Genomic DNA, 20,619 nt, shown 5'->3' with positions numbered 1-20,619 from the left:
GGGGTCGGCCGGTTCCCCCCTGGCTCCCCCCCTCGCGCCTACCCAGTCAACGCCGATCATTCGCCCCCGGCAACGGGAGCTCGAACCAGACCACCTTTCCGCTGCTCAGCCGGGTGGCACCCCAACGGCGGGCCATCCGGTTGACCAGGAACAGCCCGCGGCCGCCCTCGTCGGTGTCCCGCGCCCGGCGCTGGCGCGGCAGCTGCGGGGAGTCGTCGCCGACCTCGCAGCGCAGTACGTCCGTGCGCAGCAGGCGCAACGTCACGGGCCGCTCCGCGTACCGGACGGCGTTGGTGACCACCTCGCTGACCAGCAGCTCGAGGGAGTCCTGGAGCTCTTCCAGGCCCCACCGGGTCAGCGCGCGCCGGGCGAACCGGCGGGCCCGGCCCGGCGCGGTCTCCTCCGGGTCCAGGAACCAGTACGCCACGTCACTGGGCGCGATCCCGTCGAAGCGGGCCGCGAGCAGCGCGATGTCGTCGTCCCGGTCGCCCGGGCCGAGCATGTCCAGCACGTCGTCGCACAGGGCCTCCAGCGGCGGCGGATGGTCCAGGCCGGTCAGCTGGGCCGTGGTGGCGAGCCGCTCGCGGAGCTGCTCGATGCCGGTCCAGACGTCGCGCAGCCGGGACTCCACCAGGCCGTCGGTGTAGAGCAGCAGGGTGGCCCCGGCGGGGGCGTCCAGCTCCACGGCCTCGAAGTCCACGCCGCCGACGCCGATCGGGGCGCCGGGGGGCACCCGGAGCACTTCGGCGCGGCCGCCGAGGTGCAGGAGCACCGGCGGCGGGTGGCCGGCGTTGGCGATGGTGATCCGGTGCGAGACCGGGTCGTAGACCGCGTACAGGCAGGTCGCCATCCGGTCGGAGCCGAGGCGCTGCGCCTGCTCGTCCAGGTGGTGCAGGACCTCGGCGGGCGGCAGGTCCAGCTGGGCCAGGGTCTGGGCGGTGGTGCGGAGCTGGCCCATGATCGCGGCGGAGGTCATGGAGTGGCCCATGACGTCGCCGACGACGAGTGCGACCCGGCTGCCGGGCAGCGGTATGGCGTCGTACCAGTCGCCGCCGACCCGGGCCGTCTCGGCGGCGGGCAGGTAGCGCGAGGCGAGCCGCACCCCGGTGGGCTGGGGGAGGCTGTCGGGGAGCATGGTGCGCTGGAGCTCGTCGGCGATGTAGGCCTCGCGGCCGTACAGGACCGCCTTGTCGATCCCGAGCGCGGTGTGCGTGGCCAGCTGCGCGGCGACCAGGAGGTCGTTCTGCTCGAACGCGGGCCGTTCCGGGCTGCGCAGGAACACCGCCGCGCCGATGACGCGGCGGCGGCCGCGCAGCGGCGCGAGGATGGCCCGCTGGCCGCGCGGTACGGGGTGCTCCGAGCCGAGCAGCTCCGACAGCGCGTCCTTGGCCCCGGCGGCGGACCCGAAGACGGGCCGTACGCCGCGCAGCACCTCGGCGAGCGCACCGCCGGTGCGGATCTCGCAGAGCTCGGCCGCGGGCAGGTCACCCTGCGGGCCCACCAACGGCAGCTGGCTGAAGTCGAGCTCGCCGACGGCCCCCGCGGCCCCCGCGGCCCCGGCCCCTTCGGCTCCCGTGAGATCGTCGATCGGCCGGAGCCGGTCGGTGCGGCGCAGCCTTAAAACGACCGCGCCGACGGGACGCTCGTCGCCGACCGGCAGGGGATCCCGCAGGTAGACGAGGATGGCGTCCGAGAAGGTCGGCACGGTGGCCCGGCACAGTCCGAGCACGATCTCGTCGAGGTCGATGCCGCGGGCGATCCGCCGCGTGGCGGCCCCGACGAAGCGCAGTCGGTCCCCCTCGCGCCGCGCCATCCCGCCGTCCGGCACGGGCACACCCCCGCCGAGGACAACGGCCATTGCGGAGCCCTGCCCTTCGTACGCCGCCCCGCCGGCGGCGGCGCCGGCCGCGCCGGCTCGCCCGTCGGCCGGGCCCTCGCCGCCTGCGGCGTCCTGCCCGGCGTCGTCGGCACCGGCTTCGCGCGCACGGCCCGCGGGTGCGTCCCCGGCGGCTGCGCCTGTGTCCGCCCCGGTTTCGCGGGGGCGGGTCGACGGGGCGGTCCCGTCCGGGGCCGGGTGCGTTTCGCGGGGGCGGGAGCCGCCCGGTATCCCGGGCGCCTGCCGGTCCTGGCCGTCGGCCGGGCGGTCCGGGTCGCCGACCCGGGGCTCGTGGGCCCGCCCGACGGGCAGGGCCGCGGAGGCCGGGTCCTCGTCGTGGGCGGCCGCCGCGTGCGCGGCGTTGCGTGCGGCTTCGCCGTCGCGCCGCCGGGATCCGCCCGCTGCGGTCTCGCGCGCGGCATTGCGGGCCGCCTCGCCGTCCCGGGCACGGCGGCCGGCCGAGCCCTGCGCCGCGGCGGCGCGCGAGCGGCCGCGGCCCGGCCGGGGCGTGCCGTCCTGCGGGGCGGGCACGCCTTCGCCGCGCGGGCGCGGGAGGTCCGAGCCCCGCCCGGCGGCCTCCGCGTGCGGGCGGACCGGATCGTCGCCGGCCGCGGCCGAACCGCGTACGGCCTCGGCGGCGGGGACGGGGGCCTTGCCGTGGCCCAGTTCCTCCGCCGCACCGCCGGAGGCGGCAGGCATGGCCGAGCCGCCCGGGGCCGGTGTCGCGGCGGCCGCGGCAGGCTGCGGGCCCTCCTGCGAGGTGGGGTACTCCGTCACGCGTGGAATTCCGTCCGTTTGCGCTCGATGTGCGCTGCACTCAACTCGGTCAGTCGCGGTATACCCGCTCAGCGGCGGGGACACCATCACCCCGCGGTACCGCGTCCCGCTCGTTACCTCTCGCCCTGCGTTGACCTCCGGTCAAGTCCCGCGTACGGCACGACATTTACGGATGTGCGGCCGAGCGCGCCTCCCGCGCGCGACCCGCGGAGGGAGATCTTACGTTTGAACCCCGGGGGCGCATCAAGGGTCTCATGAGGTCATATGCGCCGGAGTGCGGTCCCAGTCCTCGGGAAGGGCCGGAACTCCCCAGGCGGGATCCGGCCGCCAGTCCTGCCAGCCGTCGCAGAACGGAGCCCCCCACGCCCTGATCACGTCCACCGCGGCCCGCCCCGCGACCTGCACCTGACGGGCCTGTTCCGCGTCCATCAGGCCGGACCGCTGGGCCTGCGCGAACTCGTCCTCGTCCCGCCACTTCCACGTGCGGTCCGGGTAGACGGAGATGTCCAGGAAGTGGTCCACGGAGTCGATCCCGCCGGACCACCGGGTCCGCGGCTCCTCGAGGTTCACGTACCAGCTCTTGAACCGCCAGCCGTGCTCCCAGAACAGCCACACCGACCACGGGTCCCCGGGCCGGGCCAGCTTCAGCACGCCGGCGCCGAACCAGCGCGACCGTACGGTGGTGCGCGGCGCGGTGTACCGGGTGGCGAGCGGCTCCTCGTGGACGGGGCTGCCGTCGGCCAGCACCGGCTTGACGCATTCGGTGCCGGGGGCCATCCACACCGCCAGCAGGTCGTCGGTGTCCTGCACCACGGTCACCGGGCGACAGATGTGGACCGCGCCCTTCAGGCCCGGGGCGTGGTCGCGGTAGCGCCAGAGGATCTGCTCCCCGGGCCGCCAGCGGGTGCCCTGCGCGTCGCCGCCCCCGCGGCCTCCGGTACCTGTCATGCGCAGATCTTAGGGCGGGGGCCCCTGCGCCCGCTGCGGTGCAGGTCACGGAGGTGCGCGGCGACGGGAAACGACCGAATCCGGCCCCCTTCCGGAAACGTTTTCAGGGCCGGGTCATCCGCAGGACGTCGAGCGCCTCGTCCAGCTGCTCCAGCGTCAGGTCGCCGCGGTCGACGTAGCCGGACTCGAGCACGACCTCCCTGATCGTCTTCCGCTCCGCGAGGGCCCTCTTGGCGACCTTGGCCGCCTCCTCGTAGCCGATGTACCGGTTCAGCGGGGTCACCACGGAGGGGGAGGACTCGGCGAACTCCCTGGCCCGCGCCTCGTTGGCGGTGATCCCGTCGACCGTGCGGTCGGCGAGCAGGCGGCTCGCGTTGCCCAGCAGCCGGATCGATTCCAGGAGGTTCTTCGCCATCACCGGGAGCATCACATTGAGCTCGAAGTTGCCCGCCGCGCCCGCCACGGCGACGGTCGTGTCGTTCCCCGTCACCTGCGCGGCGACCATGAGCACGGCCTCCGGGACCACCGGATTGACCTTCCCCGGCATGATCGAGGAGCCCGGCTGGAGATCGGGGAGATTGATTTCGGCCAATCCTGTCCGCGGTCCCGAGGCCATCCAGCGCAGATCGTTGGAGACCTTGGTCAGCGAGACGGCGATCGTACGGAGCATCCCCGAGGTCTCCACCAGCGCGTCCCGCGCCCCCTGGGCCTCGAAGTGGTTGCGGGCCTCGGTCAGCGGCAGTCCGGTCGCGGCGGCCACCTCGGCGATCACGGCGGCCGAGAACCCGGGCGGCGTGTTGATCCCGGTGCCCACCGCGGTCCCGCCCAGCGGCAACTCGGCCAGCCGGGGCAGCGCCGACTGCAGCCGCTCGACGCCGTAGCGCACCTGGGCGGCGTACCCGCCGAACTCCTGGCCCAGCGTCACCGGGGTGGCGTCCATCAGATGCGTGCGGCCCGCCTTGACCACCTCGGCGAACTCGGCGGCCTTGCGCTCCAGGGCGGCGGCGAGGTGCTCCAGGGCCGGGATCAGCTCGCGGGTGACGGCGGCGGTCGCGGCGATGTGGATGGACGACGGGAACACGTCGTTGGAGCTCTGCGAGGCATTGACGTGGTCGTTGGGGTGGACCTCGCGGCCGAGCCGCTCGCCGGCCAGGGTGGCGATGACCTCGTTGGTGTTCATGTTGGACGAGGTCCCGGAGCCGGTCTGGAACACGTCGACCGGGAAGTGCTCGTCCCAGCGCCCCTGCGCCACCTCGGCGGCGGCGGACCGGATCGCGTCGGCGATGCCCTCGTCCACCACCCCCAGCTTCGCGTTCACCGTGGCGGCCGCGGCCTTGATCAGGGCGAGGGCCTCGATGTGGGCGCGCTCCAGACGCTGCCCGGAGACGGGGAAGTTCTCCACCGCGCGCTGGGTCTGAGCGCGCCATTTGGCGTGCGCGGGCACCCGTACCTCGCCCATCGAGTCGTGCTCGATCCGGTAGGCGTCCTGGTTCTGATCGTCGGTCATGTTCGTTGCCTCCTCAAAAAGTTGAGCAATTGTCTTGTTCGAAGTGTTCCCAAGTCCCCTACCGGCCAGTAAATACCGTGGGTAACACCGACAGGGGAGACGTTCATGACACGTGTACGTACGAGACCCGGGCTCAGATCTACCTTCGCCGCCGCCGCGGCGATCGCGGCCGCCCTCGGGGGCGTCACCGCCATCACCCCCATGGCCCAGGCGGCGACCACCCCCGCAGCGGCCGCCACCCCGCTCTCGCCCGAACTGGAGGCCGTCCGCGCGGCGGAGGCCGTAAAGATCTACGGTGACGCGGCGATCCGCCCGCTGAACGAGCGCAAGACCGGCCTGATCTCGCTCGGCGACAGCGAGATTTCGGGCGAGGGCGTGGGCAACTACGACCCGGCGACCAACACCCCGAACAACCAGTGCCACCGCTCGCCGGACTCCGCGATCCACCGCACCGGCATCCCGGCCGACCTGACCTTCAACGTCGCGTGCTCCGGCGGCTACACCGGCAACATCCGGATCGGCGGCAGCAAGCAGTACGCCGACGAGCTGGTGCAGAGCGACAGCCTGGCCGTCAAGGCGCGCAACACGAAGATCAAGATGGTGCTGCTCGTCGCCGGCGCCAACGACGACCTCCAGTTCGGCCCGGTCATGACCGACTGCGTGACCCGCTGGGTGCTCAGCCAGGGCACCTGCGAGCCCAAGTACGGCCCCGGCTGGCAGGCGCGCGTCGACGGCCTGAAGCCCAAGGTCGAGTCCACCGTCGCCGACCTCAAGACGGTCATGCGCGACGCGGGCTACGCCGACTCCGACTACAAGCTGGTCGTGATGGGCTACCCCAGCCCCATCGGCCCCGACTTCTACGACAACCCGAACTTCCCCGGCAAGCTCCCCGGAGGCTGCGCCGGCTACGACTCCGACGCCTCCTGGGGCCGCAACTACGCGGTGCCCACCTTCGAGAAGGGCATGCGCGCGGCCGCCCTGGCCTCGGGCGCCACGTACCTGGACAACTCGCGGCTCTTCCAGGGCCACGAGGTGTGCATGGAGGACGCCTGGGCCCGCGGCCTCTACCTGGACCTCGGAGACCACTTCCCCTGGGACGAGAACACCGCCCGCCAGTCCTTCCACCCCAACTACCGCGGCCACGGAGCCTTCGCGGCCTGCCTGACCCAGCTCTACGACTCCGGCCTGCGCGAGGCCTCCTGCGCCGACCCGGCGAGCACCGGCACCCCGGTCCTGCAGACCGGTGCCTGGGACGACCTGTACAAGCCGCTGAAGAACGAGGCGACCGGCAACTGCCTCGACTCCAACGGCGGCGCCAGCGCCAACGACACCAAGGTCATCGGCTGGGACTGCCACGGCGGCCGGAACCAGGGCTGGTGGTACGACTCCGCGAAGAAGTCCGTCCACATCGAGCTCACCCACGACCGCTGCCTGGACGCCCCGGGCGCCAACTACGGCGCCGGCACGGGCCTGATCCTCTGGAACTGCCACGGCGGCGCGAACCAGCAGTGGGTCCGCGACGGCGCCACCCTGCGCCCCGCGGCCGCCCCGGGCATGTGCCTGACCGTGGCCGCCGCCCACGACCAGCTGCGCCTGCAGACCTGCAACGGCTCGGCGAACCAGCGCTTCGTGTAACCCCGCCCCTGCACACGACCCGAACCCCCCACACCCGGCCGGCGCACCCCGGCCGGGTGGCTGTACGCCGGGGCCGGTCACAGGCCGTTCAGGTACTCCCGTACCTCGCGGGGCCGGTTGGTGATCAGCGTGTCCACGCCGAGGCGCAGGCACAGCTCCACGTCCTCGGGCTCGTCGACCGTCCAGACCCGCACCCGCAGCCCCTTGGCCTTCAGCCGCGCCACCAGCCCCGGATCCTTGCGCAGCAGGTCGATACCGGGCCCCGCGTGCCCCGCGAACGGCGGCCGCGCCGGCCGCAGCCGCCGCTCGATCAGGTAGACGGCGGGCAGGCCGGGAGCCAGCCGGTGCAGCCGGGTCAGGGCGTTGCGGGAGAAGCTCATCACCTCGACGCGGCCTTCGGAGCCGTCTGCCAGCCCGTGGTCCTTCAGGACCCGTACGAGCTCGGCCTCCAGGCGGCCGCCGGCACGGGTGGGGTGCTTGGTCTCGACGGCCAGCCCGACGGGCCGGTCGGCGGCCAGCGCCTCCTTGAGCAGGTCCTCGAAGAGCAGCACCTGCGCCCCGCGGTGCTCCTCGCCCTTCCAGCCGCCGAAGTCGAGCGCGGACAGCTCCTCGTACGTCATGGCGGAGACCACCCCGCGCCCGTCCGAGGTCCGCTCCACCCGCCGGTCGTGCACGCACACGAGCCGCCCGTCGGCGCTCAGCCGCACGTCGCACTCCAGCGCGTCGGCGCCGTCGGCGATGGCCTGCCGGTAGGCGGCGAGGGTGTGCTCGGGGTGCTCGTGGGAGGCCCCCCGATGGGCGATGACCCGCACGTCGCGGGCGGTGACGGACTGCGCGTACTTCCGAATCATGGATCAGACGTTATCCGCATGCGCGGGACGCCCCGGTACTGCATCCTGCCCGGATGGCCGAACAGCAGGTGTACGCGACCTTTCACTGCGAGCCGTGCGAGGAGTGCGTCCAGGAGGACTGGCAGTTCATCCGGGACGGCGAGCTGTGCTGGGAGGGGTTCGGGCACTGTCCGCGGTACGAGGCCTACGCCTGCGACGGCGGCCGGGGCGTACCGCCGCCCGGGGTCCGGGAGCGCATCGTGGCCCGGGAGGGCACGGTCCACCTGCCGGTGGGTGGGCCGGACGGGGTGCCGATCGCGCTGCTGCGCCGGATGTACGGGCTGAGCATCGCCGAGGTCGTGGCTGCGCGGACGACGGGGTGGTGGGCCACACCCGTCGAGGCGCGGCTGCTGCAGGGGGTCGTGACTACGGCTTCGGCCGGGGGGCCAGAGGCGCAGGGGTGACCTTGAAGCCGCCCTTCGTGACCTCCGTGAAGGGGGCCGGGGCCATGCACGTGCCCACGCGGGGCTCCGACACCGAGCCGTCGGGCTTCACGTCGACGTTGGCGATGCCCCACGAGAAGCCCACCCGGTCGGGCCCGCCGCGTTCGCCGTCCTGGACGCTGATCCCGATCCGCCTGCCCTCCCAGCCGACGTTCGAGGACGTGACCACCGCGGTGACCGTGGCCGTCCTGCCGCCGGTGACCAGGCAGTCCACCTCCGCCTCGGCGACAGCGGTGAAGCCCGTGTCGGGCATGGCGTGGTAGACGGTGACCCGGCCGCGCGCGTCGACCGGCATGCCCTGCTCCCCGCCCGGCGCCGGGAAGGGCCTGCTCCACGGGGCGGCGTCGGCGTCGACCGTGAAGCGGATGTCGTGCTCCTTCGGGACGTACGGGTAGGACACCGTCCCGCCGCCGTGCACCGAGGCGAGCTTCGGCGCGGCCGGCGCGGCCGGCGCGGCCGGCGCCGCGGGGGCCGGAGCCGCGCCGATCAGGGCCGCCACCAGGGCGGCGGCGCATCCGGCCATGAGGAGGGCGCGCTTGCGGTTCTTCATCGTGAACTCCCGTTGACGGTGTGCCGTTTGGGCATGGCAACAGCCTCTCGCGGGGCCTCCGGCGATCCATCTGCCCGTCGGACGACATGCGTGAGGGCCCCTCCCCCGCACGGGGGAGGGGCCCTCAGGCCGTCGTACTACAGACCCGGGCCGCGCACCGGGATGTGGGTGAACGTCGGCTCCGGGGCCGGGTTCTGGAAGAAGTCGTTCCCCTTGTCGTCCACCACGATGAACGCCGGGAAGTCCTCGACCTCGATCTTCCAGACCGCCTCCATGCCGAGCTCCTCGTACTCCAGGACCTCGACCTTCTTGATGCAGTCCTGGGCCAGGCGCGCCGCCGGGCCGCCGATCGAGCCGAGGTAGAAGCCGCCGTGCGTGCCGCACGCGTCCGTCACCTGCTGCGAGCGGTTGCCCTTGGCCAGCATGACCTTCGAGCCGCCCGCCGCCTGGAACTGCTCGACGTACGAGTCCATGCGGCCGGCGGTGGTCGGGCCGAAGGAGCCCGAGGCGTAACCCTCGGGGGTCTTCGCCGGGCCGGCGTAGTAGACCGGGTGGTCCTTCAGGTACTGCGGCATCTCCGCGCCCGAGTCCAGCAGCTCCTTGATCTTGGCGTGCGCGATGTCGCGCGCCACGACCAGCGGGCCCGTCAGGGAGAGCCTCGTCTTCACCGGGTACCGGGTGAGGGTGGCGAGGATGTCGGACATGGGCCGGGTCAGGTCGATCTTGACCACGTCCGCCGACTCGGACAGGTGCTCGTCCGTGGTGTCGGGGAGGAAGCGGGCCGGGTCGCGCTCCAGCTGCTCCAGGAAGACGCCCTCGGCGGTGATCTTCGCGGTGGCCTGGCGGTCCGCCGAGCAGGACACGGCGATCGCGACCGGGAGGGACGCACCGTGGCGGGGCAGGCGGACGACGCGGACGTCGTGGCAGAAGTACTTGCCGCCGAACTGCGCACCGATGCCGATCTTCTGGGTCAGCTCGAAGACCTGCTGCTCCAGCGCTTCGTCGCGGAAGCCGTGGCCCAGGGGGGAGCCCTCGCGCGGCAGCTCGTCGAGGTAGTGGGCCGAGGCGTACTTCGCCGTCTTGAGCGCGTGCTCCGCCGACGTGCCGCCGACGACGATCGCCAGGTGGTACGGCGGGCAGGCCGCGGTACCGAGCGAACGGATCTTCTCCTCCAGGAACTTCATCATGGAGGCCTCGTTGAGGACCGCCTTCGTCTCCTGGTAGAGGAAGGACTTGTTGGCCGAGCCGCCGCCCTTGGCCATGAAGAGGAACTTGTACGCGCCGCCGTCCGTCGCGTACAGCTCGATCTGCGCGGGCAGGTTCGAGCCGGTGTTCTTCTCCTCCCACATGGTGAGCGGGGCCATCTGCGAGTAGCGCAGGTTCAGGCGCGTGTACGCGTCGTAGATGCCGCGCGAGAGGGCCGCCTCGTCCGCGCCCTCCGTCAGCACGTTCTGGCCGCGCTTGCCCATCACGATCGCCGTGCCCGTGTCCTGGCACATCGGCAGGACGCCGGCCGCCGCGATGTTCGCGTTCTTGAGGAGGTCGAGCGCGACGAACTTGTCGTTCGCCGAGGCCTCCGGGTCGTCGATGATCCGGCGCAGCTGCGCGAGGTGCGCGGGGCGCAGGAAGTGCTGGATGTCGTGGATGGCCTCTTCGGCGAGCTTGCGCAGCGCCTCGGGCTCGACCTTGAGGAACGTACGGCCGTCGGCCTCGAAGGTCGAGACGCCCTCCGAGGTCACCAGCCGGTAGGGGGTGGTGTCCTCGCCCAGGGGCAGCAGGTCGGTGTACGCAAACTCTGGCATGACGGCAGTCATTCCTCACTCGGCAGACGGCGCTGGCGACCAATTGGCAGCGCGGCTATCCAGCGTAGGACCTCCGTCCCGGGCTGTGTCTGTGAGGTAAGGCTCACTGGCGACTATCGCGATCTATCGCGTATCGCTATGCTGGCTGGCGTGGACCTGGAAAAGAAGCCCGCCGCGCCTGCCGCCGCCCCCGGAGCCGCCCCCGCCGAGCTGCGGGCCTCCGACGCCGACCGCGACCGGATCGCGCACATCCTGGCCGACGCCCTCGCCGAGGGCCGGCTGACCGCCGAGGAGCACTCGGAGCGCCTGGACTCGCTGTACGCCGTGAAGACGGTCGGGGAGCTCGAGGTGCTCGTACGGGACCTGCCCGCGCCCGGCGCCGCGCCCGCTGCACCCTCGTACGCACAGGCCCCGGCGCGTCCGGCGCCGGCCGGCCAGGCCGAGGTGTCGGAGACCGTGGTCGCCGTGTGCAGCAGCGCCACCCGCAAGGGCCGCTGGCGGCCGGGCGCGCACACCCGCGTGGTCTCCGTCCTCGGCGACGTCAACGTCGACCTCACCGAGGCCGTCTTCGAGCAGCAGGTCACCGAGATCAACGTGACGAGCGTGCTGGGCAACGTCGAGATCCTGGTCCCGGAGAACGTGACGCTCCGCGGCTACGGCGGCGGGGTGCTCGGCAACTTCGAGGTGCACGGCGAGAGCCGCGCCGGGACCGCCGATCCGGATCCGAACGCGCCGGTGGTGATCGTCCGGGGCTTCGCGCTGCTGGGCAACATCGAGGCCCGGCGCAAGCTCGGCGCCCGCCTGGTCGACCTGGCCCTCAAGCTCCGCAAGCGCCTGGAGGGGTAGCCCCCGGGCCGGGAGTGCCGGTCGGGTCAGCGGTACCAGACGTCCGTGCCGCCTGCGCAGGCGCCGACGTAGATGCCGCCGTCGCTCGCGCGGAACAGCTGGCACTCCTTGAGCTCGAGGCGGCGCACGCTCGACGCGAAGCTGTACTCGCCGATGTTGACCTCGGTCCCGGCGCCGTTGGTGTTCCACACCTCTTCGTCGCGGGTGCCGCCGTCCGCGTACACGGCGTGGATCCGCACGGCCGCGCCCTTCTTGTCCGCCGAGGACGTGTCCTTCAGCCTGCCGTCCAGGTGCAGCCGGCCGTCGGACGTCGTCCAGAGGGTGCCGTGGGCCCAGGCCCCGGCGATGTCGCCGCCGGTGTGGGTGAGGTCCCAGCCGCCGCCGGCGGCGGCCGGGCCGGCCGTCAGCAGCAGGGCCGCCGGGATCGCGGCCAACGCCAGGGCCGCCTTCGTCTTCAGGTGCATCGTTCCTCCGTCGCCTCGTCCACGTCGTTCGGGACGAGGGAAACGTAGTCCGAGGGGCCCTTCCTTCTCGGCCCACCACGGGGTGATCCTCAGGGCCCGCCCCGGGTGTAGCCGGCGTACAACCAGGGGGGTAGGGGGTCGGGTGGTGCGTCGGGTTTCGGTCGAAGTTCCCCACCGTGGCGCGCTTGCGGCACGCAGTGCATAGGGCCGCGTACAGCGGGTAGGGACAGGTGCATCGTCTCTCGCTTGCGTATACGTCGTCAGGAGTAGACCGTGCAGCATCCGCCGCATCAGTCCCTGCAGGTAGCCGCCGTACAGAGCCTCCAGGCGCGTCCGGCCGCCGTACCGAAGCCGCGGGTGCCGGCGAGGGAAGAGGACGGCCCATGGCACGCGGAGGCGGTGTGCCGCCGGGACGAGGCGGGGCTGTTCTTCGCGCCCTCCAAGGAGCCGACCGCCGCGAGGCTCTCGCGCGAGGAGGCCGCCAAGCGCGTCTGCGCGCGCTGCCCGGTGATGGTCGCCTGCCGCGAGCACGCACTGCTCCAGCCCGAGCCGTACGGGGTCTGGGGCGGGCTCACCGCCGCCGAGCGGCGGGTGGTGCTGGCCCGCCGCCGGCGCCGGGCGGCGGAACTGCGCCAGGCCCCGGGAGCCGGGCCGATAGCCGCCGCGGGCTGAGGGCCCGTACGCACGCGAGCGAGAGGGGCGCTACCGCCGCACGCGGTAACGCCCCTCTCGCTGTGCCGGACGCCGAGACGGCTCGTCCGCTCCTGCTGCCGTTCCTACTTCGCGCGGTCGAAGTCGACCGCGCTGTACGCGCGCAGCTTCGACAGGCGGTGCGTCGAGTCGATCTGCCGGATCGTGCCCGACTTCGAGCGCATGACCAGCGAGGACGTGGTCGCGGTCTCCGAGCGGTAGTGGACGCCGCGCAGCAGCTCGCCGTCGGTGATGCCGGTGGCGACGAAGAAGACGTTCTCGCCGGACACCAGGTCGTTGGTGTGCAGGACCCGGTCCAGGTCGTGGCCCGCGTCGATGGCCTTCTGGCGCTCCGCCTCGTCCTTCGGCCACAGCTTGCCCTGGATCGTGCCGCCGAGGCACTTGATCGCGCAGGCCGAGATGATGCCCTCGGGGGTGCCGCCGATGCCCAGGAGCAGGTCCACGCCGGTGCCCTCGCGCACCGCCATGACCGAGCCCGCGACGTCGCCGTCCGAGATGAACTTGATCCGGGCGCCGGTCTCGCGGATCTCCTTGACGATGCCCTCGTGGCGGGGGCGGTCCAGGATGATCACCGTGACGTCCTCGACGGCCATGTTCTTGGCCTTGGCGACGCGCCGGATGTTCACCGAGACGGGTGCGTTGATGTCGACGAAGTCGGCGGCCTCGGGGCCGGTGACCAGCTTCTCCATGTAGAAGACCGCGGACGGGTCGAACATGGTGCCGCGGTCGGCGGCGGCGAGCACGGCGATGGCGTTCGGCATGCCCTTGGCGTTCAGGGTGGTGCCGTCGATCGGGTCGACGGCGATGTCGACCTCGGCACCGGTGCCGTCGCCGACCCGCTCGCCGTTGAACAGCATCGGGGCTTCGTCCTTCTCGCCCTCGCCGATGACGACGACGCCGTTCATCGAGACGGTGGAGATCAGGGTCCGCATCGCGTTGACCGCGGCGCCGTCGGCGCCGAGCTTGTCGCCGCGCCCGACCCACCGGCCGGCGGCCATCGCGGCAGCCTCGGTCACCCGGACGAGTTCCAGGGCGAGGTTGCGGTCGGGGGCCTCCGGAGAGACTTCGAGCTGGGGCGGCAGGTTGTGCTCGGTCATCGGAGCGCACCTTTCTGTACGGCGACGGCCGGAAGTGAGGGTGCTGGAACTCTATCGGTACGTCGACAAATTGAGCAGACCGGGTCACGTATGAGCGGAATATCGGTCAGACGATTGGCGTGAGCGGACATCTTGCGGACCCCCGCGGTCGCCGCGCCGACCCCGGCGGAGATCGCTCCCGGCCATGGGGGACGATGGGGGCGTGGCAGGTATGAAGGGCAAGCAGACGGTCTGGGACATGGTCCGGTCGCTGGCGGTGATCGGTGTCGTCGTCGCGGTGATCTACATCTTCGTCCCACATGACGAGAAGGCCGATCCGACACACGTGGTCGACTACCGGGTGGAGACGATCACCGCCCGGCGCGCCGCGCCGTACCCGGTGGCGGCCCCCGCGGGGCTCCCGGCGGAGTGGCGCGCGACCTCGGTGACGTTCGACCGCAAGGCCGCGAACGCCTGGCACCTGGGCTTCCTGGACCCGCAGGGGCAGTACGTCGCGGTCGAGCAGTCCAGCGACGCCTCGGCCAAGCGCCTGGCCGCCCTCACCCGGCAGGCGAAGGCCACCGGGCAGACGCAGCAGGTGGGCGACCTGGCCTGGGAGCGCTGGGAGGGCGAGAAGTACGACGCGCTCGTCCGGCAGGAGCAGGGCTACGTCACCGCGGTGACCGGCACGGCCTCGTTCGAGGAACTCGGCACGATGGCGGCGGCACTGGAGTTCAAGCAGGGCGCCGCCCAGTAGTCGGCCCGGTGGCCGGAAGCCCGGCCCGGCGGCCCGCCGTGCGGGCGCCGACATGCGGAAAGGCCGCTCCCCCGGAATCCCGGGAGAGCGGCCTTCTGCGTACCTGGTGCGCGTGTCCGGACTCAGACGGTGGTGATGACCTGGTCGAAGCTCAGGCGCGGGCCGCGGGCGTGCCACGCGTCCTCGCCCGGCTTGCCGATGTTGACGACCATCAGCGGGGTGTGGTCGCCGTCCAGGAACTCCTTCTGGACGCCGGCGAAGTCCAGGCCGCCCATCGGGCCCGCGGCCAGACCGGCGGCGCGGACGCCGACGATGAAGTACGCGGCCTGCATGGCGGCGTTCATCACGGCGGACTGCTCGCGGACCGGGCGCTCGCTGAAGAAGGCGTCCTTGGCCTGCGGGAAGTGCGGGAGCAGCTGCGGCAGCTCCTCGTGGAACTCGTTGTCCGCGGAGAGGATCGCGACCAGCGGCGCGGCGGCGGTCTTCGCCTGGTTGCCCTCCATCATCAGGTTCACCAGCCGCTCGCGGGCCTCGGGGGAGCGGACCAGCGTGATGCGCAGCGGCGTCGAGTTGAAGGCGGTGGGGCCGTACTTGACCAGGTCGTAGATCGCCTGGACCTGCTCCTCGGTCACCGGCTCGTCGGAGAACGAGTTGGCGGTGCGGGCCTCGCGGAACAGCAGGTCCTGAGCGGCGGAGTCAAGAACGAGAGACATCGGAAAGCCTTCTTCCATACGGAGGTGAAGCGATGTCCCGACTTTAAGCCAAAAGTTGTAGAACTTTCAACTAAATCGGCGTCGGGGTGACTCGGATCACGTTTGGCCTGGCGTCCGGCCCGGCCTCAGGCGTCCCGCTCGTCACTCCCGCCACCCCCGTCGGCCCCCGCTTCGCGGGCTGCCAGCGCCGAGTCGAGCCGGGCGCGGGCTCCTTCCAGCCAGTGCCGGCAGACCTTCGCGAGCTCCTCGCCGCGCTCCCAGAGCGCGAGCGAGTCCTCGAGGGAGGTGCCGCCGGCCTCCAGCTTGCGGACGACCTCGATGAGCTCGTCCCGGGCCTGCTCGTACCCCAACGAGGTATCGGTTTCAGTCATTCCCGTCCCACCTTGTGTGTTCAGTACATCGAATGTGCGGTGCGGGGCGCGCGGCTCATTCGCCGCGCCGCCCGGCGTCCGGTGCGTCCGGTGCGTCCGGTGCGTCCCGTGCGGGCTGTGCGTCCGGTGCGACCCGTGCGACCCGTACGGAGAACTCGCCCTCCGCCACCCGCGCGCGCAGCACCTCTTCCGCCGAGACGTCCTCCGGCGAGCGCACCACGTGCCCGTCCGCCCGCTGCAGCACGGCGTACCCGCGCTCCAGCGTCGCCGCCGGGGACAGCGCCACCACCCGGGCCAGGGTGTGCGCGAGCTCCGAATCCGCCCGGTCCAGCAGGTGCCCGAGGGTGCGCCGGGTGCGGCCCAGCAGGGCCTCCAGCTCGGCCTCGCGGGTCTCCACCATCCGCTGCGGATGGACGAAGACCGGCCGGGCGAGCGCGTGCGCGAGCCCCCGCTCCTCCCGGTCGAGCAGCCCGCGGACCGCCCGGAGCCCCCGGCCCTGCAGCTGGCGTACCCGCTCGAGCTCCTCGCCGACGTCCGGGACCACCTTCTTCGCGGCGTCCGTGGGCGTGGAGGCCCGCAGGTCCGCGACCAGGTCCAGGAGCGGGGAGTCCGGCTCGTGCCCGATCGCCGAGACCACCGGGGTACGGGCCGCCGCGACCGTCCGTACGACCTCCTCGTCGGAGAACGGCAGCAGGTCCTCCACACTGCCGCCGCCGCGGGCCACGATGATCACGTCGACCTCGTCCAGGGCGTCGAGCTCCTTGACCGCCCGGATCACCTGGGGCACCGCGTTCACCCCCTGGACGGCGACGTTGCGCACCTCGAAGCGGACCGCCGGCCAGCGCCGCCGGGCGTTCTCCAGTACGTCGCGCTCGGCCGCCGAGGCCCGCCCGACCACCAGCCCGATCAGCTGCGGCAGGAACGGCAGCGGCTTCTTGCGGTCCAGCGCGAACAGGCCCTCGGAGGCGAGCGACCGCTTGAGCTTCTCCAGCCGGGCGAGCAGCTCGCCGATCCCGACGGGCCGTATCTCGGTGGCCCGCAGCGACAGCTGCCCGCGCGGGGCGTACCACTCCGGCTTGGCCAGTACGACGACCCGCGCGCCCTCCGTCACCGCGTCCGCGACCTCGTCGAAGACCTGGCGGTAGCAGGTCACGCTGAGCGAGATGTCGTGCGACGGGTCGCGCAGCGTCAGGAAGACCACCCCCGCCCCCGGCCGCCGAGAGAGCTGCGTGATCTGCCCCTCCACCCACACCTGGCCGAGCCTGTCGATCCAGCCCCCGATGAGCCGGGACACCTGGCCGACCGGCAGCGGCGCGTCAGCCGACGTATTCAGACCCATGCACGAAGGCTAGCCGCCCGGGCTGACAGCGTCTCAGGGTCGGGTGAGGGTGTCGGGTTTCAGGGTCAGGGTCCGGGTCCTGTGGCCGTGTCGTGCTTCAGGGTCCGGTGACGGTGTCGCCGTCCGGCCGCCGGCCGCGTTGGGCGAAGAGCACCCCCAGACCCGCCATCAGCCACAGCGCCCCCACCACCTGCGCCGTCCAGGACGCCTCGACGATCACCGCCACGGTCACCGCCGCGCCGAGCACCGGGACCACCAGGTGCTTCCACCAGTTCGGAGCTCCGGCCCCGCGCCGCACCACGAACCAGCCGACCACCGAGGCGTGCAGCAGTGTGAACGCCACCAGCGCCCCGACGTCCACCACCGAGACCAGCTGGTCGAGCCCGTCGTCGCGCCGGGCCGCCGACACCGCCGCGATCAGCGTGATCGTCGCCGCCACCAGCAGGGCCGGCCGCGGAGTCCCGTCCGAGGTCCGCGCGAGCGCCCCCGGCAGCCTTCGCTCCCGGGCCATCGCGAACACCAGCCGGCCCGCCGCCGCCTGCCCGGCCAGTGCCGCGAAGGCCGCCCCGATCGCCTTGCTGACCGCGACCAGGTCGTGCAGCCAGTTCCCGACCGAGGACTCCACCGCGGTGTAGAACGCCGGCCCCTGCTGCGCCGGATCGGCCGCCAGCTGCGCCGAGGACACCGGCATCAGCAGCGCCGCCAGGTAGCTCTGCGCGACGAACAGCACCCCGGCCAGCGCCAGGCAGAACAGCACCGCGCGCGCCACCCGCGCCGAGCCGCCCGTCACCTCCTCCGCGAAGGAGGCGATCGCGTCGAAGCCGAGGTACGACAGGACCGCCACCGACACCGCGCCCAGCACGGCCGTCAGGGAGAAGCCCGCCGTACCGTCCCCGGTCAGCGGCGACAGCCAGCCGCGCTGCGCCCCGTCCCGGACCAGCACGCTCACCGCGGCCACCACGAACACCAGCAGCACCGCGATCTCCATGGCCAGCACGGCGAAGCCCACGCGCGCGGCCGCCCGTACGCCCCACAGGTTCAGCGCGGTGGTCACCAGCACGGCCAGTGCCGTCCACACCCACCGGGAGACCTCCGGGACCAGCGCGTTCATCGCGATCCCGGAGAAGAGGTACGCGACCGCCGGGATCAGCAGGTAGTCGAGCATCGCCATCCAGCCGGCGACCAGCCCGGGACCCTCGCCGAGCCCCTTGCGCGCGTACGTGAACACCGAGCCGGCCTGCGGGGCCACCTGGACCATCTGCGCGTACGAGAACGCCGTGAAGGCCATCGCGACCGTCGCGAAGACGTAGACGAGGGCGACGGCGCCGTGCGACTTCGCGTCCAGGGTGCCGAAGACCCCGACCGGGGCCATGGGGGCGATGAAGAGGAGCCCGTACACGACCAGGTCCCGGAATCCGAGGCTCCGCCGGAGGGCCGGCTGCGGCACCGTACTGGGCTCCGTAACGGACGCCATCATTCCTCCGAGGGGCCGTCGGTTCGCACGTTCGACCCAGTCTGTGCCGAATGGGCGACGCCCGGCCTCCTGGAGACCCCCGTACGATGGACCGCATGACTGCTGCCGCACCTGCTCCCGCTTCCCGACGCGTCCTGCTCGCCGCCCCGCGCGGCTACTGCGCGGGCGTGGACCGAGCCGTGATCGCCGTCGAGAAGGCCCTCGAGCAGTACGGTGCGCCGGTCTACGTCCGGCACGAGATCGTGCACAACAAGTACGTCGTCCAGACGCTGGAGAAGAAGGGCGCCATCTTCGTCGAGCGGACGGAAGAGGTGCCCGAGGGCTCCATCGTGATGTTCTCCGCGCACGGCGTGGCGCCGGTGGTGCACGAGGAGGCGGCGGCCGGCAAGCTCGCGACGATCGACGCGACCTGCCCGCTGGTCACCAAGGTGCACAAGGAAGCGATCCGGTACGCGAACGAGGACTTCGACATCCTCCTCATCGGCCACGAGGGCCACGAGGAGGTCATCGGCACCTCCGGCGAGGCCCCGGACCACATCACGATCGTGGACGGCCCGGACGACGTGGACAAGGTCGTCGTGCGCGACGAGTCGAAGGTCGTCTGGCTCTCGCAGACCACCCTGTCGGTCGACGAGACCATGGAGACGGTCGACGCGCTGAAGACCAAGTTCCCGCTGCTGGTCTCGCCGCCGAGCGACGACATCTGCTACGCCACCTCGAACCGCCAGGCCGCGGTCAAGGTGATGGGCGCCGACTCCGACCTGGTCATCGTCGTCGGCTCCAAGAACTCCTCGAACTCGATCCGGCTGGTCGAGGTCGCGCTCGACGCGGGCGCTCGCGCCGCGCACCTCGTCGACTTCGCGAGCGAGATCGACGAGGCCTGGCTGGAGGGCGTCACCACGATCGGCCTGACCTCGGGCGCCTCGGTTCCGGAGGTGCTGGTCGAGCAGGTGCTCGAGTGGCTCGCGGAGCGCGGCTTCGAGGACGTGGAGATCGTCAAGACCGCCGAGGAGTCGATCGTCTTCTCGCTGCCGAAGGAGCTGCGCCGCGACCTGCGCGCCGAAGCGGCCGCGCTGGTTGCCGAGAAGTAGCCCGCTTCGTTTCGTACGGTGAGTCCATGCAGATCTTCGGTGTGGACATCGGCGGTTCCGGGATCAAGGGCGCTCCCGCGGACCTGGACCGTGGCGAGCTGGCGCAGGAGCGACACAAGGTACTGACACCACAGCCGGCCACCCCCGACGGGGTGGCCGGCTGTGTCGTCGAGGTGGTGCGCCACTTCGACTGGGACGGCCCGGTGGGGGTGACGTTCCCGGGCGTCGTCACGGGGGGCGTCACCCGTACGGCGGCCAACATGGACAGCGCGTGGATCGGCGTCGACACGGCGACCCTGCTGTCGCAGCGGCTCGGGGGCCAGCCCGTCACGGTCCTCAACGACGCGGACGCGGCCGGGGTCGCGGAGATGACGTACGGCGCGGGCAAGGGCCGCGGCGGCACGGTGATCATGCTGACGCTGGGCACCGGCATCGGCAGCGCGCTGTTCACGGACGGCCGGCTGGTCCCGAACTCGGAGCTCGGCCACCTGGAGCTGAAGGGCCACGACGCGGAGAAGCGGGCCTCGGTCAAGGCCAAGGAGGACGGGGACCTCACCTGGGAGCGCTGGGCGCACCGGGTGCAGCGGTACCTGGAGCACGTGGAGATGCTCTTCTCCCCGGACCTCTTCATCATCGGCGGCGGCGTCAGCCGCAAGCCGGAGAAGTTCCTCCCGCTGATCCAGGACGTCCGGGCCGAGATCGTCCCGGCCAAGCTCCAGAACAACGCGGGCATCGTGGGCGCGGCGATGGCGGCGCAGGGATCGGGCGGTTAAGCGACACCCCTACTGGGCCGTACGGCGGGGGAGCCTCCGCCGGGAGATCAGCACGGCCTTCCGTACGACGACGATCAGCGCGGAGATCAGGGTCCCGCCGTACAGCCAGCCGGCGTGCAGCGACAGGGCGGACACCATGCCCATGAGCTCCGCGCCGAAGCCGCCGGAGCCGCCGGAGAGGGGCCAGACTCCGGCGGCGAAGGCGATCGGCGCGGAGATCGGCGCGGTGATCAGGTCGGCGGGGCGCACCCAGAGGGCGGTGGCGGCCGCGACGGGCAGGAAGAGCAGTCCGTACGCGAGCAGCGAGCCGCCGAAGAGCAGCCAGGCGATCCCGGCGGCCAGGGTCATCGCGACGCACGCGAACAGCCCGCCGCCGAGCCCGGTCAGCCGGGCGCGCGGCAGCCGCCGGGCCGGCGCGGGCCGCGGCCGGCCGCCCTGGGCGGGCACGGCGCCGATGGGCGGGGCCGGGCGCCGCGGCTGCTGCCGCTCCGGCTGCTGCTGTCGCTGCGGGTGATCCACCGAACGCGTCCTGTATTGCTCCACCCCACCAAGCTAGGCGGGCCGAGCGCGGTATCG

Annotated in this window: 20 protein-coding genes; 7 read left to right on the top strand and 13 right to left on the bottom strand. The window is 72.4% G+C overall.

What is annotated here, in order from left to right; genetic code table 11:
- Nucleotides 1-46: 46 nt before the first annotated feature.
- The 3 genes from ACZ49B_RS05920 to ACZ49B_RS05910 form a co-directional block, all read right to left on the bottom strand.
- Nucleotides 47-2,107: a SpoIIE family protein phosphatase gene (locus ACZ49B_RS05920; RefSeq protein ID WP_468301544.1), complete on the bottom strand. Its 2,061-nt coding sequence runs from the start codon at nucleotides 2,105-2,107 to the stop codon at nucleotides 47-49.
- Nucleotides 2,108-2,905: 798 nt separating this feature from the next.
- A complete protein-coding gene (gene fomD / locus ACZ49B_RS05915) occupies nucleotides 2,906-3,601 on the bottom strand; it encodes a cytidylyl-2-hydroxypropylphosphonate hydrolase (RefSeq protein WP_468300827.1) in 696 nt (231 codons plus the stop codon).
- A 103-nt stretch (nucleotides 3,602-3,704) separates the two neighbouring features.
- On the bottom strand, nucleotides 3,705-5,108 hold the full coding sequence (locus ACZ49B_RS05910) for a class II fumarate hydratase (RefSeq protein WP_468300825.1): 1,404 nt from the start codon (nucleotides 5,106-5,108) through the stop codon (nucleotides 3,705-3,707).
- 105 nt (nucleotides 5,109-5,213) lie between these two features.
- On the opposite strand from ACZ49B_RS05910, the gene ACZ49B_RS05905 reads away from it, so the two are divergent.
- The gene (locus ACZ49B_RS05905) at nucleotides 5,214-6,743 is read left to right on the top strand and encodes a ricin-type beta-trefoil lectin domain protein (protein ID WP_468300823.1); all 1,530 of its coding nucleotides are present in this window, start codon (nucleotides 5,214-5,216) and stop codon (nucleotides 6,741-6,743) included.
- Nucleotides 6,744-6,820: 77 nt separating this feature from the next.
- Here the strand turns inward: ACZ49B_RS05905 and ACZ49B_RS05900 are convergent, their stop codons facing one another.
- Nucleotides 6,821-7,594 (bottom strand): glycerophosphodiester phosphodiesterase, encoded by a 774-nt coding sequence (locus tag ACZ49B_RS05900; RefSeq protein ID WP_468300821.1) that lies wholly within the window; start codon nucleotides 7,592-7,594, stop codon nucleotides 6,821-6,823.
- Nucleotides 7,595-7,647: 53 nt separating this feature from the next.
- Between ACZ49B_RS05900 and ACZ49B_RS05895 the strand changes: the two genes are divergently transcribed.
- Nucleotides 7,648-8,037 carry a hypothetical protein gene (locus ACZ49B_RS05895; protein ID WP_468300819.1) on the top strand — a complete coding sequence of 130 codons (390 nt, stop codon included), beginning with the start codon at nucleotides 7,648-7,650 and terminating at the stop codon, nucleotides 8,035-8,037.
- On the opposite strand, the gene ACZ49B_RS05890 is transcribed toward ACZ49B_RS05895, so the two are convergent.
- Complete coding sequence (locus ACZ49B_RS05890; protein ID WP_468300818.1) at nucleotides 8,000-8,626, bottom strand: hypothetical protein; 627 nt, start codon at nucleotides 8,624-8,626, stop codon at nucleotides 8,000-8,002. The genes ACZ49B_RS05895 and ACZ49B_RS05890 overlap by 38 nt on opposite strands.
- Nucleotides 8,627-8,763: 137 nt before the next feature.
- Nucleotides 8,764-10,428, bottom strand: a complete 1,665-nt coding sequence (locus ACZ49B_RS05885; RefSeq protein WP_468300816.1) for a fumarate hydratase — start codon at nucleotides 10,426-10,428, stop codon at nucleotides 8,764-8,766.
- 150 nt (nucleotides 10,429-10,578) lie between these two features.
- Here ACZ49B_RS05885 and ACZ49B_RS05880 point away from each other — a divergent pair, with 150 nt between their 5' ends.
- Complete coding sequence (locus ACZ49B_RS05880; RefSeq protein WP_468300815.1) at nucleotides 10,579-11,274, top strand: DUF1707 SHOCT-like domain-containing protein; 696 nt, start codon at nucleotides 10,579-10,581, stop codon at nucleotides 11,272-11,274.
- Nucleotides 11,275-11,300: 26 nt separating this feature from the next.
- Here the strand turns inward: ACZ49B_RS05880 and ACZ49B_RS05875 are convergent, their stop codons facing one another.
- Nucleotides 11,301-11,738 carry a hypothetical protein gene (locus ACZ49B_RS05875; protein WP_468300813.1) on the bottom strand — a complete coding sequence of 146 codons (438 nt, stop codon included), beginning with the start codon at nucleotides 11,736-11,738 and terminating at the stop codon, nucleotides 11,301-11,303.
- Nucleotides 11,739-12,011: 273 nt separating this feature from the next.
- Here ACZ49B_RS05875 and ACZ49B_RS05870 point away from each other — a divergent pair, with 273 nt between their 5' ends.
- Nucleotides 12,012-12,410 (top strand): WhiB family transcriptional regulator, encoded by a 399-nt coding sequence (locus ACZ49B_RS05870; protein ID WP_376192998.1) that lies wholly within the window; start codon nucleotides 12,012-12,014, stop codon nucleotides 12,408-12,410.
- A 104-nt stretch (nucleotides 12,411-12,514) separates the two neighbouring features.
- Here ACZ49B_RS05870 and glpX read toward each other — a convergent pair whose 3' ends face one another.
- On the bottom strand, nucleotides 12,515-13,546 hold the full coding sequence (gene glpX / locus ACZ49B_RS05865) for a class II fructose-bisphosphatase (RefSeq protein WP_383505050.1): 1,032 nt from the start codon (nucleotides 13,544-13,546) through the stop codon (nucleotides 12,515-12,517).
- 211 nt (nucleotides 13,547-13,757) lie between these two features.
- Here glpX and ACZ49B_RS05860 point away from each other — a divergent pair, with 211 nt between their 5' ends.
- Nucleotides 13,758-14,282 carry a DUF4245 domain-containing protein gene (locus ACZ49B_RS05860; protein ID WP_468301541.1) on the top strand — a complete coding sequence of 175 codons (525 nt, stop codon included), beginning with the start codon at nucleotides 13,758-13,760 and terminating at the stop codon, nucleotides 14,280-14,282.
- Nucleotides 14,283-14,404: 122 nt separating this feature from the next.
- On the opposite strand, the gene ACZ49B_RS05855 is transcribed toward ACZ49B_RS05860, so the two are convergent.
- The 4 genes from ACZ49B_RS05855 to ACZ49B_RS05840 all read right to left on the bottom strand — a co-directional run bounded on the left by ACZ49B_RS05855 (nucleotide 14,405) and on the right by ACZ49B_RS05840 (nucleotide 18,179).
- Nucleotides 14,405-14,995 carry a malonic semialdehyde reductase gene (locus ACZ49B_RS05855; RefSeq protein ID WP_266625946.1) on the bottom strand — a complete coding sequence of 197 codons (591 nt, stop codon included), beginning with the start codon at nucleotides 14,993-14,995 and terminating at the stop codon, nucleotides 14,405-14,407.
- 125 nt (nucleotides 14,996-15,120) lie between these two features.
- Complete coding sequence (locus tag ACZ49B_RS05850) at nucleotides 15,121-15,366, bottom strand: exodeoxyribonuclease VII small subunit (protein WP_030291008.1); 246 nt, start codon at nucleotides 15,364-15,366, stop codon at nucleotides 15,121-15,123.
- Nucleotides 15,367-15,421: 55 nt separating this feature from the next.
- Complete coding sequence (gene xseA / locus ACZ49B_RS05845; protein ID WP_468300810.1) at nucleotides 15,422-16,705, bottom strand: exodeoxyribonuclease VII large subunit; 1,284 nt, start codon at nucleotides 16,703-16,705, stop codon at nucleotides 15,422-15,424.
- Nucleotides 16,706-16,802: 97 nt separating this feature from the next.
- Nucleotides 16,803-18,179 carry an APC family permease gene (locus ACZ49B_RS05840; RefSeq protein ID WP_468301538.1) on the bottom strand — a complete coding sequence of 459 codons (1,377 nt, stop codon included), beginning with the start codon at nucleotides 18,177-18,179 and terminating at the stop codon, nucleotides 16,803-16,805.
- Between the two features lie 86 nt (nucleotides 18,180-18,265).
- Between ACZ49B_RS05840 and ACZ49B_RS05835 the strand changes: the two genes are divergently transcribed.
- Nucleotides 18,266-19,270: a 4-hydroxy-3-methylbut-2-enyl diphosphate reductase gene (locus ACZ49B_RS05835; protein ID WP_468300808.1), complete on the top strand. Its 1,005-nt coding sequence runs from the start codon at nucleotides 18,266-18,268 to the stop codon at nucleotides 19,268-19,270.
- 26 nt (nucleotides 19,271-19,296) lie between these two features.
- Entirely contained in the window at nucleotides 19,297-20,043 is a 747-nt protein-coding gene (gene ppgK, locus ACZ49B_RS05830) for a polyphosphate--glucose phosphotransferase (protein ID WP_468300806.1), read from the top strand.
- 9 nt (nucleotides 20,044-20,052) lie between these two features.
- Here ppgK and ACZ49B_RS05825 read toward each other — a convergent pair whose 3' ends face one another.
- A complete protein-coding gene (locus ACZ49B_RS05825; protein ID WP_468300804.1) occupies nucleotides 20,053-20,562 on the bottom strand; it encodes a DUF6542 domain-containing protein in 510 nt (169 codons plus the stop codon).
- Nucleotides 20,563-20,619: the final 57 nt, after the last annotated feature.

The organism is Streptomyces sp. NPDC031132, from assembly GCF_055570595.1.
Note: the sequence above shows the minus strand (reverse complement) of the source record. Positions and strands in the feature narration are given on the sequence as shown.